The sequence below is a fragment of the Celeribacter marinus genome (genome assembly GCF_001308265.1).
Classification (GTDB): Bacteria; Pseudomonadota; Alphaproteobacteria; order Rhodobacterales; family Rhodobacteraceae; genus Celeribacter; species Celeribacter marinus.
The window spans coordinates 1,457,944-1,473,156 of the sequence record NZ_CP012023.1 but is presented as its reverse complement, the minus strand read 5'-3'; the positions used below and the strand labels follow the sequence as shown (position 1 = coordinate 1,473,156).

At 54.1% G+C, this 15,213-nt stretch carries 11 protein-coding genes; 10 read left to right on the top strand and 1 reads right to left on the bottom strand.

The window, feature by feature from the left end:
* Positions 1 to 158: 158 nt before the first annotated feature.
* The 7 genes from nusG (at position 159) to rpoC (ending at position 12,010) form a co-directional block, all read left to right on the top strand.
* Positions 159 to 692 (top strand): transcription termination/antitermination protein NusG, encoded by a 534-nt coding sequence (nusG, locus tag IMCC12053_RS07250; protein WP_062217355.1) that lies wholly within the window; start codon positions 159 to 161, stop codon positions 690 to 692.
* 128 nt (positions 693 to 820) lie between these two features.
* The gene (rplK, locus tag IMCC12053_RS07245; RefSeq protein ID WP_062217353.1) at positions 821 to 1,246 is read left to right on the top strand and encodes a 50S ribosomal protein L11; all 426 of its coding nucleotides are present in this window, start codon (positions 821 to 823) and stop codon (positions 1,244 to 1,246) included.
* On the top strand, positions 1,246 to 1,944 hold the full coding sequence (gene rplA / locus IMCC12053_RS07240; protein WP_062217350.1) for a 50S ribosomal protein L1: 699 nt from the start codon (positions 1,246 to 1,248) through the stop codon (positions 1,942 to 1,944). The genes rplK and rplA overlap by 1 nt, the downstream gene beginning before the upstream one ends.
* A gap of 390 nt (positions 1,945 to 2,334) precedes the next feature.
* Complete coding sequence (gene rplJ / locus IMCC12053_RS07235) at positions 2,335 to 2,847, top strand: 50S ribosomal protein L10 (protein WP_062217347.1); 513 nt, start codon at positions 2,335 to 2,337, stop codon at positions 2,845 to 2,847.
* 72 nt (positions 2,848 to 2,919) lie between these two features.
* A complete protein-coding gene (gene rplL / locus IMCC12053_RS07230; RefSeq protein ID WP_062217343.1) occupies positions 2,920 to 3,294 on the top strand; it encodes a 50S ribosomal protein L7/L12 in 375 nt (124 codons plus the stop codon).
* Positions 3,295 to 3,573: 279 nt separating this feature from the next.
* The gene (gene rpoB, locus IMCC12053_RS07225; RefSeq protein ID WP_062217339.1) at positions 3,574 to 7,713 is read left to right on the top strand and encodes a DNA-directed RNA polymerase subunit beta; all 4,140 of its coding nucleotides are present in this window, start codon (positions 3,574 to 3,576) and stop codon (positions 7,711 to 7,713) included.
* Between the two features lie 55 nt (positions 7,714 to 7,768).
* On the top strand, positions 7,769 to 12,010 hold the full coding sequence (gene rpoC, locus IMCC12053_RS07220; protein ID WP_062217336.1) for a DNA-directed RNA polymerase subunit beta': 4,242 nt from the start codon (positions 7,769 to 7,771) through the stop codon (positions 12,008 to 12,010).
* 72 nt (positions 12,011 to 12,082) lie between these two features.
* Here the strand turns inward: rpoC and IMCC12053_RS07215 are convergent, their stop codons facing one another.
* Positions 12,083 to 13,078, bottom strand: a complete 996-nt coding sequence (locus IMCC12053_RS07215) for a glycosyltransferase family 2 protein (RefSeq protein WP_169775307.1) — start codon at positions 13,076 to 13,078, stop codon at positions 12,083 to 12,085.
* A 115-nt stretch (positions 13,079 to 13,193) separates the two neighbouring features.
* Here IMCC12053_RS07215 and IMCC12053_RS07210 point away from each other — a divergent pair, with 115 nt between their 5' ends.
* From IMCC12053_RS07210 to rpsG, 3 genes are all read left to right on the top strand, one after another.
* Positions 13,194 to 14,084, top strand: coding sequence for a DMT family transporter (locus IMCC12053_RS07210; RefSeq protein WP_074906174.1), 891 nt, complete (start codon positions 13,194 to 13,196; stop codon positions 14,082 to 14,084).
* Positions 14,085 to 14,353: 269 nt separating this feature from the next.
* Entirely contained in the window at positions 14,354 to 14,725 is a 372-nt protein-coding gene (gene rpsL / locus IMCC12053_RS07205) for a 30S ribosomal protein S12 (RefSeq protein WP_005621086.1), read from the top strand.
* A 12-nt stretch (positions 14,726 to 14,737) separates the two neighbouring features.
* On the top strand, positions 14,738 to 15,208 hold the full coding sequence (gene rpsG / locus IMCC12053_RS07200; RefSeq protein WP_062217327.1) for a 30S ribosomal protein S7: 471 nt from the start codon (positions 14,738 to 14,740) through the stop codon (positions 15,206 to 15,208).
* Positions 15,209 to 15,213 lie beyond the last annotated feature (5 nt).

Genomic DNA, 15,213 nt, shown 5'->3' with positions numbered 1-15,213 from the left:
TACATGCTTGAGGCGGTAGAGCGGGCGCACTCACCTTACAAGGCGTGCAGCGATTCGAGTTGCGCGCCGCTTTATTGTTCGGGAGAGTGGCACTTAAGTGCTTGAGATTGAAACACGATCCGACGATTGCGTCGGGATTAGACAAAGGCAATGACCCCATGGCTAAGCGTTGGTATTCGGTAAGCGTTCTCTCGAACTTCGAGAAAAAGATTGCCGAAGCGATCAAAACGGCTGTGGAAGAAAAGGGCCTTCAGGATCAGTTCGACGAAGTTCTGGTCCCGACAGAAGAAGTTATTGAAGTACGCCGCGGTAAAAAAGTAACCGTCGAGCGTCGTTTTATGCCGGGCTATGTTCTTGTCCGCATGGAAATGACCGACCAAGGCTACCACCTGATCAACTCGATCAATCGCGTCACCGGGTTTCTTGGGTCTTTTGGCAAACCTGTGCCAATGCGCGACAGCGAAGTTGAATCAATCCTTGGCCGTGTAGAAGAGGGCGCAGAAGCGCCGCGCTCCACAATCACCTTTGAAGTTGGCGAGCAAGTCTCTGTCTCCGAGGGTGCATTCGAGGGCTTTGATGGTATGGTCGAGGATGTTGATGAGGCAAGCCAGCGCCTTAAAGTGTCTGTGTCGATCTTTGGTCGCGCGACGCCGGTCGAATTGGAATTCACTCAGGTCATGAAAAGGTCCTGAGCGAGACGCGTCCCGAAAAGGGACGCAGTACCCGTGGGAGGCGAGAGGCGCGCGAGTCTCGGACCTGACCACACAACATAGTTCTCCGTGAGACGCGTCTCGCTGGAGGTTGGAAAAGGAAAAAGCCAATGGCTAAGAAGCTCGCAGGCAAGATGAAGCTGCAAGTTCCCGCCGGTCAAGCAAACCCGTCCCCACCCGTGGGTCCGGCGCTTGGTCAGCGTGGTATCAACATTATGGAATTCTGTAAGGCGTTCAACGCCAAGACGCAGGACATGGAAGCGGGTTCCCCGTGCCCAACCGTAATTACGTACTACCAAGACAAATCGTTCACGATGGAAATCAAGACGCCACCAGCGTCCTATTTCCTTAAGAAGGCTGCGAAGCTCAAGTCGGGTGCAACAAACCCTGGCCGCGATACAGCAGGTTCCGTGTCTATTGCTCAGGTGAAAGAGATCGCCGAAGCTAAAATGAAAGACCTGAATGCAAACGATATCGAGGCAGCGATGAAAATCATCCTCGGTTCCGCGCGTTCTATGGGCATCGAGGTGAAGTAATGGCTAAACTTGGCAAACGTACCACCGCAGCTCGTGCCGCATTTGTAGGCAAAGCAAATCTTTCCGTTGAAGACGCAGTTGCGCTCATCAAGGGTGCGTCGAACACAAAGTTTGACGAAACAATCGATATCGCAATGAACCTAGGTGTTGACCCACGTCACGCCGACCAGATGGTTCGCGGCGCCGTGACTTTGCCAAATGGCACAGGCAAAACGGTCCGTGTTGCTGTATTCGCTCGCGGCGACAAGGCCGACGAAGCAACGGCAGCAGGCGCAGACATTGTTGGCGCAGAAGATCTGATGGAAGCTATTCAGGGCGGCAAGATCGATTTCGATCGTTGCATCGCAACTCCTGACATGATGCCAATCGTCGGGCGTCTCGGCAAAATCCTTGGTCCACGCAACCTGATGCCGAACCCGAAAATTGGCACAGTGACAATGGACGTGAAAGCGGCTGTTGACGCGGCTAAAGGTGGCGAAGTTCAGTTTAAAGCCGAAAAAGCAGGCGTTGTGCATGCTGGCGTTGGCAAGCTGTCGTTTGATGATGCTCAGTTGGTTGAGAACGTACGTGCCTTTGTTGGTGCAGTACTTAAAGCCAAGCCAACTGGCGCCAAAGGTGCTTACATGCAGAAGATCGTTGTATCTTCTACAATGGGTCCAGGCGTGACGCTCGACATCGATAACGCAGCCGGCAACTAAACTACGGCGGCCCGTTTGATCTGATGCTTAATTTGCATTGATTGATATACGGACACTAAGATAATGAAGGCGCTCCAGATTGGGGCGCCTTTTTTCGCGCCGAATACTTGTCCGTAGCGCGCGTGTGTAGCCCTTGCGCGCTGCGCCGTTTCTCTTTAGAGACAAGATTGCAACCAGCGTGAGATTCGTCGTGCGCTGTTTTTGCTTTCGTCCGAGACGGTGGGTGGTCCCATTTGGGTCCATAATTTCCTGCCTGAGACGGGATAGGCCATTTAGCCAAGAGCTCCCGTGAGCTTACGGCGGTGACGTTCCCGTAAACAAGGACCGAACCGCCGGAGAGATCCGGTACAATGAGCCGGAGGGGAAACCCTCCATACTTGGAGTAAAACTGTGGATAGAGCACAAAAAGAAAAAGTGGTCGACGAACTCGGCCAGATCTTTGAAAGCTCTGGCGTGGTCGTGGTAGCACACTACGCAGGTCTTACGGTTGCTGAAATGCAAGATTTGCGCGCTCGTATGAGTGACGCAGGTGGTGCAGTTCGCGTTGCCAAGAACCGGCTTGCTAAAATCGCCTTGGAAGGCACGCCCAACGCACCTGTTGGCGACCTTCTCAACGGCATGACAGTCCTCGCCTATTCTGAAGATCCCGTTGCGGCCGCTAAGGTTGCTGTGGAATTTTCTAAAACCAACGAGAAGCTTCAAATTCTCGGTGGTGCTATGGGTGGCGAAGGTCTTGACGTTGCTGGTGTTGTACGCGTTTCCAAAATGCCTTCGCGCGACGAGCTTCTTGCTCAAATCGCGAGCTGCATTGGGGCACCTGCTTCCAACATCGCCGGCGCGATTGGCGCACCCGCTTCGAATATCGCGAGTATCCTTTCCACAATCGAGGAAAAGGCTGCTTAAGCAATCTTTTGTATCTGCGTGGGTTGTCAAACACCCGCTGGAACACACCTTTAACTAAACGGAAACAGTACAATGGCTGATCTGAAGAAACTTGCAGAAGAGATCGTAGGTCTCACCCTTCTCGAAGCTCAAGAGCTGAAAGAAATCCTCAAAGACGAATACGGCATCGAGCCAGCAGCTGGCGGCGCCGTAATGGTTGCCGGTGGCGGCGACGCTGGTGGTGCTGCAGCAGAAGAGAAGACAGAATTCGACGTCGTTCTCAAAGATGCTGGTGGCTCCAAAATCAACGTCATCAAAGAAGTTCGCGCCATCACTGGCCTGGGCCTCAAAGAAGCCAAAGAGCTCGTTGAAGCTGGCGGAAAAATCAAAGAAGGCGTGTCCAAGGACGAAGCTGAAGACGTTAAGGGCAAGCTGGAAGCAGCTGGCGCAACCGTCGAGGTCGCCTAAGCGATATTGCCCTTTCGGGGCATCAAAACAAAAGGCTGGATCCCGAATTTCGGGGTCCAGCCGAACCTGTCTTGGGGCTGCAAAACCTTAAGATACCCCTCTCAGTAAGCGCCTGCCTCGGATGTCCGTGGGAAGACGCTTTCTAAGAAGGGTCCATGGTCGGGAGCATTCGGTGGGACGAATGCAGGAATAGACCGGACAGCTTCGTTTCGTAAGGGTACATGCGCCGGCGCCCACCGGTATATGTGGCTCTCGAAAATTCGAAAGGTAAAGACGCGAATGGCTTCGACCTTCCTCGGCCAGAAACGGCTCCGCAAGTATTACGGCAAAATCCGTGAAGTTCTCGAAATGCCGAACCTCATTGAGGTTCAAAAGGCATCCTATGACCTGTTCTTGAACTCCGGCGATGCGCCCGAGCCTCTCGACGGCGAAGGGATCAAAGGCGTTTTCCAGTCGGTCTTCCCGATTAAGGATTTCAACGAGACGTCCGTGCTTGAGTTCGTAAAATACGAGCTGGAAACTCCCAAATACGATGTCGAAGAATGTCAGCAGCGCGACATGACATACTCCGCACCGCTCAAAGTCACTTTGCGCCTTATCGTGTTTGATGTGGATGAGGATACAGGCGCGAAGTCCGTTAAGGACATCAAAGAGCAAGACGTGTTCATGGGCGATATGCCACTCATGACGCCGAACGGCACGTTTGTCGTTAACGGCACAGAGCGCGTGATTGTGTCCCAGATGCACCGTTCGCCTGGCGTGTTCTTTGACCACGACAAGGGCAAAACCCACTCGTCGGGCAAATTGCTATTCGCTTGCCGCATTATTCCGTATCGTGGATCTTGGTTGGACTTCGAGTTTGATGCCAAAGACGTTGTCTTTGCGCGCATCGACCGTCGCCGCAAGCTTCCTGTTACAACCTTGTTGTACGCTCTGGGCCTCAATCAAGAGTCCATTTGTGACGCGTATTACGAAACCGTTGATTACAAGCTTGAGAAGAACAAAGGTTGGGTGACCAAGTTCTTCCCTGAGCGTGTACGCGGAACGCGTCCGACATTCGATCTGGTCGACGCAGCTACAGGTGAGTTGATCTGTAAAGCTGGCGAGAAGATGACCCCTCGCAAGGTCAAACAGATTATCGATAGTGGTGAAATCACCGAGTTGCTCGTTCCCTACGACAACATCGTTGGTCGCTACATCGCTAAAGACATCATCAACGAAGACAACGGCGCGATTTATATCGAGGCTGGCGACGAGTTGACGCTCGAGTACGACAAAGACGGTGACGTTATTGGCGGTACTTTGTTCGATCTGCAAAACGCAGGTGTCACGGACCTTCCGGTTCTTGATATCGATGGCGTGAACGTGGGTGCCTACATCCGCAACACGCTTGCTGTAGATAAAAACATGAACCGCGAAACCGCGCTCATGGACATCTACCGCGTGATGCGCCCGGGCGAGCCGCCCACCGTTGAAGCGGCAGGCAATCTCTTTGATAGCCTGTTCTTTGATGGCGAACGTTATGATCTGTCCGCGGTTGGCCGTGTGAAAATGAACATGCGTCTTGCTCTCGATAAAGAAGACACGCAGCGTACGCTTGATCGTGACGATATCGTCAAGTGTATCAAAGCACTTGTTGAATTGCGTGACGGTCGTGGCGACATCGACGACATTGACCACCTCGGCAACCGTCGTGTGCGTTCTGTTGGCGAATTGATGGAAAACCAATACCGCGTTGGTCTGTTGCGTATGGAGCGCGCGATTAAAGAGCGTATGTCGTCCGTTGAGATCGACACGGTCATGCCGCAAGACCTCATCAATGCGAAACCTGCGGCGGCTGCCGTTCGCGAATTCTTCGGTTCCTCACAGCTGTCGCAGTTCATGGACCAAACCAACCCGCTCTCCGAAGTGACGCACAAGCGCCGCCTCTCCGCGCTTGGGCCAGGTGGTCTGACGCGCGAACGTGCAGGCTTTGAGGTCCGTGACGTTCACATCACGCACTACGGTCGTATGTGTCCGATTGAGACTCCCGAGGGTCCGAACATTGGTTTGATCAACTCGCTCGCGACCTTTGCACGGGTGAACAAGTACGGCTTCATCGAGACACCATACCGTCGCGTTGTTGACGGTCAGGTGACTGACGAAGTTCAATACATGTCCGCAACCGAAGAGATGCGTCACACTGTGGCTCAGGCCAACGCATCGCTCGACGAAACCGGCCGTTTTACCAACGATTTCGTATCCACACGTCAGTCGGGCGAGCACGCGCTCAACCCGCCTGAAAACGTGGATTTGATCGACGTATCGCCAAAACAGCTGGTCTCAGTTGCTGCGGCGCTTATCCCGTTCCTTGAAAACGATGACGCCAACCGCGCTCTCATGGGTTCTAACATGCAACGTCAGGCTGTGCCTTTGTTGCGTGCTGAAGCGCCTGTGGTGGGAACCGGTATGGAAGGCAAAGTTGCTATCGACTCTGGTGCTGCGATCCAAGCCGCTCGTGCTGGTATCATTGACCAAGTTGATGCGACGCGTATCGTTGTACGCGCCACGTCTGATCTAGGTCTTGGCGATGCTGGTGTGGACATCTACCGTCTGCGTAAGTTCCAGCGTTCCAACCAAAACACCTGTATCAACCAGCGTCCATTGGTCAAAGTAGGCCAAGCTGTTGGTAAAGGCGAAGTTATCGCTGACGGTCCGTCCACAGATATGGGCGAGCTGGCTCTGGGTAAAAACGTGATCGTCGCGTTTATGCCTTGGAATGGCTACAACTACGAAGACTCCATTCTGATCTCCGAGCGCATCGCGCGTGACGACGTATTCACATCGGTTCACATCGAAGAATTCGAAGTCGCGGCCCGCGATACGAAACTCGGCCCAGAGGAAATCACCCGCGATATTCCGAACGTTGGCGAGGAAGCCCTGCGCAACCTCGACGAAGCCGGTATCGTGTATATCGGTGCTCACGTTGAGCCCGGCGATATCCTTGTGGGTAAGATTACACCAAAGGGCGAAAGCCCGATGACGCCGGAAGAAAAACTCCTGCGCGCCATCTTTGGTGAAAAAGCTTCCGACGTGCGCGACACCTCGTTGCGTGTGAAGCCCGGTGACTACGGTACAGTCGTGGAAGTGCGCGTCTTTAACCGTCACGGCGTCGAAAAAGACGAGCGTTCGGTTCAGATCGAGCGTGAGGAAATCGAACGCCTCGCCCGCGACCGTGACGACGAGATGGCGATCCTTGATCGCAACATCTACGCCCGTCTCAAAGAGCAGTTGCTCGGCAAAACTGCCGTCAAAGGCCCCAAAGGTGTGAAAGCCAATGTGGTTGTTGATGAGGACTTGCTGTCGCAGCTATCCAAAGGTCAATGGTGGCAACTCGCCCTCGAGGGTGAAGCTGATGCGCAAATCGTCGAAGCGCTAAACGGCCAGTACGATGTTCAAAAACGTGCGCTTGAGCACCGCTTTGAAGACAAGGTCGAGAAAGTGCGCCGCGGTGACGATCTTCCACCCGGTGTGATGAAGATGGTCAAAGTCTTTATCGCCGTGAAGCGCAAGCTTCAGCCAGGTGATAAAATGGCCGGTCGTCACGGCAACAAAGGTGTTATTTCCCGCGTTGTTCCGATGGAAGACATGCCGTTCCTTGCCGATGGTACTCCCGTCGATTTCTGTCTCAACCCGCTCGGCGTGCCATCGCGTATGAACGTCGGTCAGATCCTTGAGACACACATGGGTTGGGCGTCCCGTGCGCTTGGTATTCAAGTGGACGAAGCGCTTCAGGAATACCGTCGTTCCGGCGATATGACTCCTGTGCGTGACGCGCTCAAATTCGTCTACGGCGATGACGTGTACGCCGAAGGCTTTGAAAGCATGGATGACGATTTGATGCTCGAAGCGGCATCGAACGTGACCGCGATCGGTGTTCCGATTGCAACACCTGTCTTTGACGGTGCGAAAGAGGCCGATATCGACGACGCATTGATGCGCGCCGGTTTCGACACCTCTGCACAATCGGTGCTCTTCGATGGCCGTACGGGCGAGCAATTCGCACGTAAAGTCACCGTTGGCGTCAAATACCTGCTCAAACTGCACCACCTTGTGGACGACAAAATCCACGCCCGTTCCACGGGTCCATACTCGCTCGTCACCCAGCAGCCGCTCGGTGGTAAGGCGCAGTTCGGTGGTCAGCGCTTTGGTGAGATGGAAGTCTGGGCACTGGAAGCATATGGCGCGGCATACACGCTGCAAGAGATGCTTACAGTCAAATCGGATGACGTTGCAGGTCGTGCCAAGGTCTACGAGTCGATCGTCAAGGGCGAAGACAACTTTGAAGCGGGGATCCCCGAAAGCTTCAACGTGCTTGTCAAAGAAGTCCGTGGCCTCGGCCTGAACATGGAACTCCTGGATGCGGAGGATGAGGAATAAGGGCTTCGGCTCTTATCCCTCTCTCCCTTCCGCAACCGTATGAGGAACTCATAATATGAACCAGGAACTCTCAACCAACCCGTTCAACCCGCTGGCGCAGCCGTCGACGTTTGACGAGATCAAGGTCTCTCTCGCATCGCCCGAGCGCATCCTGTCGTGGTCCTACGGTGAGATCAAAAAGCCCGAAACCATCAACTACCGCACGTTCAAACCCGAGCGTGACGGTCTGTTTTGTGCGCGTATCTTTGGCCCGATCAAAGACTATGAATGCCTGTGCGGCAAATACAAGCGCATGAAATATCGCGGCGTTGTCTGCGAGAAATGTGGTGTCGAAGTTACCCTCCAGAAGGTGCGTCGCGAGCGTATGGGCCATATCGAACTGGCCGCGCCTGTTGCACACATCTGGTTCTTGAAATCACTGCCAAGCCGTATCGGCCTCATGCTCGACATGACGCTGCGCGATCTTGAGCGTGTGCTCTACTTTGAAAACTATGTTGTAATTGAGCCGGGTCTTACCGATCTCACCTACGGTCAGATGATGACCGAAGAGGAGTTCATGGACGCGCAAGACATCTATGGCATGGACGCATTCGAGGCCGACATCGGCGCCGAAGCGATCCGTAAAATGTTGTCGAACATCGACCTTGAGTCCGCCGCAGAGCAACTGCGCGAAGATCTCAAAGAGGCGACTGGCGAATTGAAGCCCAAAAAGATCATCAAGCGTTTGAAGATCGTTGAAAGCTTCCTTGAATCCGGCAACCGTCCCGAGTGGATGATCCTCACCGTGGTTCCCGTGATCCCGCCAGAGCTTCGTCCTCTTGTGCCGCTTGATGGTGGTCGTTTCGCGACCTCCGACCTCAACGATCTCTATCGTCGTGTGATCAACCGCAACAACCGTCTCAAGCGCCTCATCGAGCTGCGAGCGCCCGATATCATCGTGCGCAACGAGAAACGTATGTTGCAAGAATCCGTCGACGCCCTGTTCGACAACGGCCGTCGTGGCCGCGTCATCACCGGTGCCAACAAGCGTCCGTTGAAGTCGCTCTCCGACATGCTGAAGGGGAAACAAGGTCGCTTCCGCCAGAACCTTTTGGGCAAACGCGTCGACTTCTCCGGTCGTTCGGTCATTGTGACCGGTCCCGAGTTGAAGTTGCACCAGTGTGGTCTGCCCAAAAAGATGGCGCTCGAATTGTTCAAGCCGTTCATCTATTCGCGTCTGGAGGCCAAAGGCTATTCCTCGACCGTGAAACAGGCGAAGAAACTCGTTGAAAAAGAGCGCCCCGAAGTCTGGGACATCCTCGACGAAGTGATCCGCGAGCACCCCGTTCTGTTGAACCGTGCACCCACGCTTCACCGTCTCGGGATCCAAGCGTTCGAACCCACGCTGATCGAAGGCAAAGCCATTCAGCTTCACCCCCTCGTGTGTTCCGCGTTTAACGCCGACTTCGACGGTGACCAGATGGCTGTTCACGTGCCGCTCTCTCTTGAGGCACAGCTTGAAGCCCGCGTTTTGATGATGTCCACGAACAACGTTCTGTCGCCCGCCAACGGCGCGCCAATCATTGTTCCGTCACAGGATATGATTTTGGGTCTCTACTACGTCACGATGGAACGTGAGGGCATGGTCGGTGAGGGCATGATCTTTGCTGATATCGAAGAAGTAGAGCACGCCTTGAACGCTGGCGAAGTGCACCTGCACGCGAAGATCAAAGCGCGTATTCCACAGATCGACGAAACCGGTCAGGAAGTCGCTGTTTTGTTCGACACCACGCCGGGCCGCTTGCGCCTTGGTGGCCTGTTGCCGCTGAACGCAAAGGCACCGTTTGACTTGGTCAACACGCTGCTGCGCAAGAAAGACGTGCAAAAAGTCATCGACACTGTCTACCGCTACTGTGGTCAGAAAGAGTCCGTGATTTTCTGTGATCAGATCATGACCTTGGGTTTCCGCGAAGCGTTCAAGGGCGGCATTTCGTTCGGCAAGAACGACATGGTGATCCCCGACACCAAGTGGACATTGGTCGATGAGACCCGTGGCCTCGTCAAAGATTTCGAACAACAGTACATGGACGGCCTGATCACTCAGGGCGAGAAGTACAACAAAGTTGTCGATGCTTGGGCGAAGTGTAACGACAAAGTCACCGAAGCCATGATGTCGACGATTTCGGCAAGCAAGCGCGACGAGAATGGCGCCGAAATGGAACCGAACTCGGTTTACATGATGGCCCACTCCGGTGCGCGTGGCTCGGTCACACAGATGAAACAGTTGGGCGGCATGCGCGGCCTGATGGCGAAACCTTCTGGTGAGATTATCGAAACACCGATTATCTCGAACTTTAAAGAAGGTCTGACCGTTCTTGAGTACTTTAACTCGACACACGGTGCCCGTAAGGGTCTGTCCGATACCGCGCTTAAAACAGCGAACTCCGGTTACCTCACACGCCGCCTCGTGGACGTTGCACAAGACTGCATTATCCGTCAGGTCGATTGTGGCACCGACATCGCGATCACCGCTGAAGCGGCTGTGAACGATGGCGAAGTGGTATCCTCGCTGGCCGAGCGTATCCTCGGTCGCGTCTCCGCCGATGAAGTTCTCAAACCAGGCACAGACGAAGTGCTTTTGGCCAAGAACGAACTCATCGACGAGCGCAAAGCTGATCTAGTCGAAGAGGCCGGTGTTGCATCCATGCGCATCCGTTCCCCATTGACCTGTGAGGCCGAAGAGGGCGTTTGCGCCATGTGCTACGGTCGTGACCTGTCACGCGGCACCATGGTGAACCAAGGTGAATCTGTCGGCATTATCGCCGCACAGTCCATCGGTGAGCCGGGCACACAGTTGACCATGCGTACATTCCACATTGGTGGGGTTGCACAGGGTGGCCAACAGTCGTTCCAAGAAGCCAACCAAGAAGGTAAGGTTGTCTTTACCAACCCTAACCTACTTGAAAACGTTCACGGCGAGAACATCGTCATGGGTCGCAACATGTCTATGGCATTGGTTGACGAGCATGGCGCCGAGCGTGCGTCTTACAAGCTTGGTTACGGCACAAAGGTCTTCATCAAAGAAGGCGATACGATCAAGCGTGGCGACAAACTGTTTGAGTGGGATCCCTATACGCTCCCAATCATCGCAGAAAAGGCGGGTAAGGCGAAGTTCGTCGACCTCATCTCTGGCTTGTCGGTGCGTGATGTGACCGATGATGCAACGGGTATGACGCAGAAAATCGTGTCCGATTGGCGCTCTGTTCCCAAAGGTGGTGATCTCAAGCCTGAGGTCCTTATTTTGGGCGATGATGGCGAGCCAATGCGCAATGATGGCGGCAATCCAGTTACCTACCTGATGTCTGTAGATGCAATTTTGTCCATCGAAGATGGTCAAGACATCAAAGCGGGTGACGTTGTTGCACGTATTCCACGCGAAGGCGCGAAGACGAAAGACATTACCGGTGGTTTGCCGCGTGTTGCTGAACTCTTCGAGGCACGTCGTCCGAAAGATCACGCGATCATCGCGGAGATTGACGGTTACGTGCGCTTTGGCCGCGACTACAAGAATAAGCGTCGCATTTCCATCGAACCTGCAGACGAGTCGATGGAGCCGGTCGAGTACATGGTACCTAAGGGCAAGCACATCCCAGTGGGCGAAGGCGACTTCATCCAGAAGGGTGAGTATCTGATGGACGGTAACCCCGCGCCGCACGATATTCTTGCCATTATGGGTGTCGAGGCTTTGGCTGACTACATGATCAACGAGGTTCAGGATGTTTACCGTCTTCAGGGCGTGAAGATTAACGATAAACACATCGAAGTGATCGTGCGTCAAATGTTGCAGAAATGGGAGATCCTCGAAAGCGGTGATACCACACTTCTCAAAGGCGAAAACGTCGACAAGATCGAGTTTGAAGAAGCCAACGCGAAAGCTGAAAGCAAAGGTGGTCGTCCTGCTAAAGGTCAGCCAATCTTGCTTGGTATCACGAAGGCATCGCTTCAGACCCGCTCGTTTATCTCTGCGGCCTCTTTCCAAGAGACAACGCGTGTTCTCACGGAAGCGTCTGTACAGGGTAAACGCGACAAGCTTGTCGGTCTCAAAGAGAACGTTATCGTTGGCCGTTTAATCCCTGCCGGTACCGGTGGCGCGACGATGCGCGTGCGCAAAATTGCTGCGGACCGCGATGGTGCAGTGGTGGAGAGTGCTCGTATTGAAGCCGAAGCGGCAGCCGCACTCGCGGCTCCATCTGAGGATGTCTCAGTCGACGTCATGGACGCCGCACCGATCGAGACCCCCGAGGGCGACGACGCGTAAAATACGTGATATCAAAAATAGAAAAGGGCTCCGCAGTGCGGGGCCCTTTTGCATTGCGGCTTGGCCTTTGCGTCACATTGCTGCGTTTTTGGCCTGTGTTAGGCGAGCACGGTAGCGCGGGTCATCATTCACATTTGATCCGCGTTTGTCGTGAATAGCCTTGATATAGTCGGCGCAACACAAGTGGTGCAGTTCCAGAACGCGCGGCACGGCCGTTATCTGCGCGTAGACGGTATCAAAGCGGTCATCGAACCGCAAAGCCTTGCCGTCATACTCGTCATTGCGATCGTGAATATCAAAAAATTCTTCGCTGTAGCGCGGAACATCGCCTTTTCGTAGCGGACATACGTTCCCCATTTTGAAATCCACACTTTCAATCCACTTTGTAACGTAGTGATTGAGTTGTGCGCCGTCATGCGTGATGAACGGACGCTTGGTGCGTTGCCGGTGTTCGCCATTGGGGTCAAGCTCGAACGGCCGCCCATTCGCCCGTCCCCAGTTGGTCGGCGCCTTGCTCCAGTCGCCATCAAGGGTCATGCCACGCGGCGAGTGCGGAGAAAATTTTTGAAAGCGCAGCGGCTGATACAAGAAACTTTTGAAAAATGCATTTGGATGGCTCTTGGTTCTTGCCCCGCGCGTAAAGGTCCGGTGCAAAAACGTATCATCATAGAGGATCAGGCCAGATGTCCCGAACACTTTCCATTGGACGGCCACGCCCGCAAATTGCGTTTCCTTTCCGTTCAAAAACGCCGCTATGGTGCGGTTCCCAACCTTTGGGATGAGGTATTCATCGACATCACAGATGAAGAGCCAGTCGGTCGATCGCATAACGTCATGGGCGCGCATAGCGTCCAAACCAGAGCGTACTGGGGGCGTGTCCTCGGGAAAGTGTTCTTGTTCAAGACACCATCCTGCATCGGCAAGAACGCGCATTAGCTCGGTCGAATGATCTGTGCAGTCGTTATGCACGAACAACACATCGTCAAAGCCGAGCATCTTTTGCCAAGCCAGCCATTCCAATAGGAATGGCCCTTCGTTTCGAACTGTTGCTGCTACGGTGTATCGCATGGTGAGCGGGCCTCTTTGTGACCACTTCATCTGTGTCGGTCCTAAATGTAAATCCCTTTCCAAGGGGCGGGGGCAATGATAGCGCATCAGGCATGAAATTTAGGTAGCTATGCTAATGACCCAACAATCTTCGTCTACGAGAGCTGCATTTATCATGGTCTGTGGCATGGTCGCCTTTACGATCAATGACTCGATCATGAAGGCTGTGCTTGGGCATATCCCACTCATGCAGGCGATCTTTCTGCGCGGTCTAGTCAATGTGGTTTTGGTGTCGACCATAGTTGTGTGCTTATTGGGTGCGCCGCGTTTCGACCTGTCGACCCGTGATCGGGGTTTAGTGTTGGCACGAGCGGCCTGTGAAACGGGTGCAGCGTTTGCATTTTTGTACGCGGTGACGCGCATGAGTTTCGCCAATGCTGTGGCGATTGAACAAATGGTACCTCTCGTGATTGTGCTTGCGGGGTTTGTGGTGTTCCGCGATCCGCTAGGGTGGCGGCGTTCCGTTGCTGTTCTAGTTGGCTTTTTGGGGGCGCTGTTGATCGTCAAGCCGGGGAGTGGTGATTTCAATGGCGCGTCAATTTGGGCCTTTGTGACCGTTTTCTTTATCACAGGACGCGATATGTGTGTGCGCGCCATGTCTGATCAGGTGCCTACCGCGACCATCGCAATAACAACTGTTCTTTTTGTGACGGCGTGCGCGGGCGCTGCATCAATGGTGGTGACATGGGCACCGATGACGATGCCGCTCGTTTTTGGCATCGTTGCCGCGGGCGCGTTTTTGATCATCGGCTATGTTTGTTCTATTGTTGTGATGCGGGTTGGGGACATGACCGCCACGGCACCTTTTCGATATACGTCGGTGGTTACCGCGCTTATTTTGGGTCAGGTGTTTTTTGACGAATGGCCTGACACGTGGTCGTTGCTGGGGGCTGCGATCATTGCGGGAACGGGTATATTCACGGTGTTTCGCGAGGCACAGTTGGGACGTCGGAGACCGCGCCCCTGAGCGCCTGTTGACAAGGAAGCCGACTCTCCATATACGGCGCTCAATCCGACTAGAGGGGGCAATCCCTGAACGTGTCGAATTCTAAATTGTAGTGATCAAGATTTGCACCACTTAATCGGTGTTGGTCCTCTGCGAACTCACCGCGTCGTTTGCCTCGGAATGGAAACGATTGCGGCGTTTTGCGTTATGCGAACCTCGTGTGACGCTTCGAATTTTCACCGTCTCGACATATGTCGAGGCAGCACATGAGTTAGGAACGGGAAAAGCCCATGCCAACGATTCAGCAGCTGATCCGCAAGCCGCGTCAGCCTAAAGTCAAGCGTTCCAAGTCCATGCATCTGGAGCAGTGTCCCCAGAAGCGTGGCGTTTGTACGCGCGTCTACACCACTACCCCGAAAAAGCCGAACTCGGCTATGCGTAAAGTTGCAAAAGTGCGCTTGACGAATGGCTTCGAGGTCATCTCTTACATCCCCGGTGAAAGCCACAACCTTCAGGAGCACTCCGTGGTTCTGATCCGTGGCGGCCGCGTAAAAGACCTTCCAGGTGTACGCTACCACATTCTCCGCGGTGTTCTTGATACTCAAGGTGTCAAAGACCGTAAGCAACGTCGTTCGAAATACGGCGCTAAGCGTCCTAAGTAAGGAGAGACTGGTATGTCCCGTCGTCACGCCGCTGAAAAGCGCGAAGTCCTGCCTGACGCCAAGTATGGCGATAAGGTTCTGACAAAATTCATGAACAACCTGATGATCGATGGCAAGAAATCTGCCGCCGAGCGCATTGTTTACAACGCCCTGACTCGCGTCGAAGATAAGCTGAAGAAAGCCCCAATTGAGGTTTTCCACGAAGCTCTTGAAAACGTGAAGCCTTCGGTCGAAGTTCGCTCCCGCCGCGTCGGTGGTGCCACCTATCAGGTGCCCGTTGAAGTGCGTGTTGAGCGCCGCGAAGCACTCGCGATCCGTTGGTTGATCACCGCCTCGCGCGGTCGCAACGAAAACACGATGGAAGAACGTCTTGCCGGTGAGCTGCTTGACGCAGTCAACGGTCGTGGTTCCGCTGTGAAAAAACGCGAAGATACGCACAAGATGGCCGACGCGAACAAAGCGTTCAGCCACTACCGCTGGTAATAGGG

Coding starts and splice junctions, on each gene's coding strand:
- IMCC12053_RS07215 (WP_169775307.1), bottom strand. CDS start 13,078: ATGCGATACACCGTAGCAGCAACAGTTCGAAACGAAGGGCCATTCCTA.
- rpoC (WP_062217336.1), top strand. CDS start 7,769: ATGAACCAGGAACTCTCAACCAACCCGTTCAACCCGCTGGCGCAGCCG.
- IMCC12053_RS07210 (WP_074906174.1), top strand. CDS start 13,194: ATGACCCAACAATCTTCGTCTACGAGAGCTGCATTTATCATGGTCTGT.
- rplA (WP_062217350.1), top strand. CDS start 1,246: ATGGCTAAACTTGGCAAACGTACCACCGCAGCTCGTGCCGCATTTGTA.
- rpsG (WP_062217327.1), top strand. CDS start 14,738: ATGTCCCGTCGTCACGCCGCTGAAAAGCGCGAAGTCCTGCCTGACGCC.
- rplL (WP_062217343.1), top strand. CDS start 2,920: ATGGCTGATCTGAAGAAACTTGCAGAAGAGATCGTAGGTCTCACCCTT.
- rplK (WP_062217353.1), top strand. CDS start 821: ATGGCTAAGAAGCTCGCAGGCAAGATGAAGCTGCAAGTTCCCGCCGGT.
- nusG (WP_062217355.1), top strand. CDS start 159: ATGGCTAAGCGTTGGTATTCGGTAAGCGTTCTCTCGAACTTCGAGAAA.
- rpoB (WP_062217339.1), top strand. CDS start 3,574: ATGGCTTCGACCTTCCTCGGCCAGAAACGGCTCCGCAAGTATTACGGC.
- rpsL (WP_005621086.1), top strand. CDS start 14,354: ATGCCAACGATTCAGCAGCTGATCCGCAAGCCGCGTCAGCCTAAAGTC.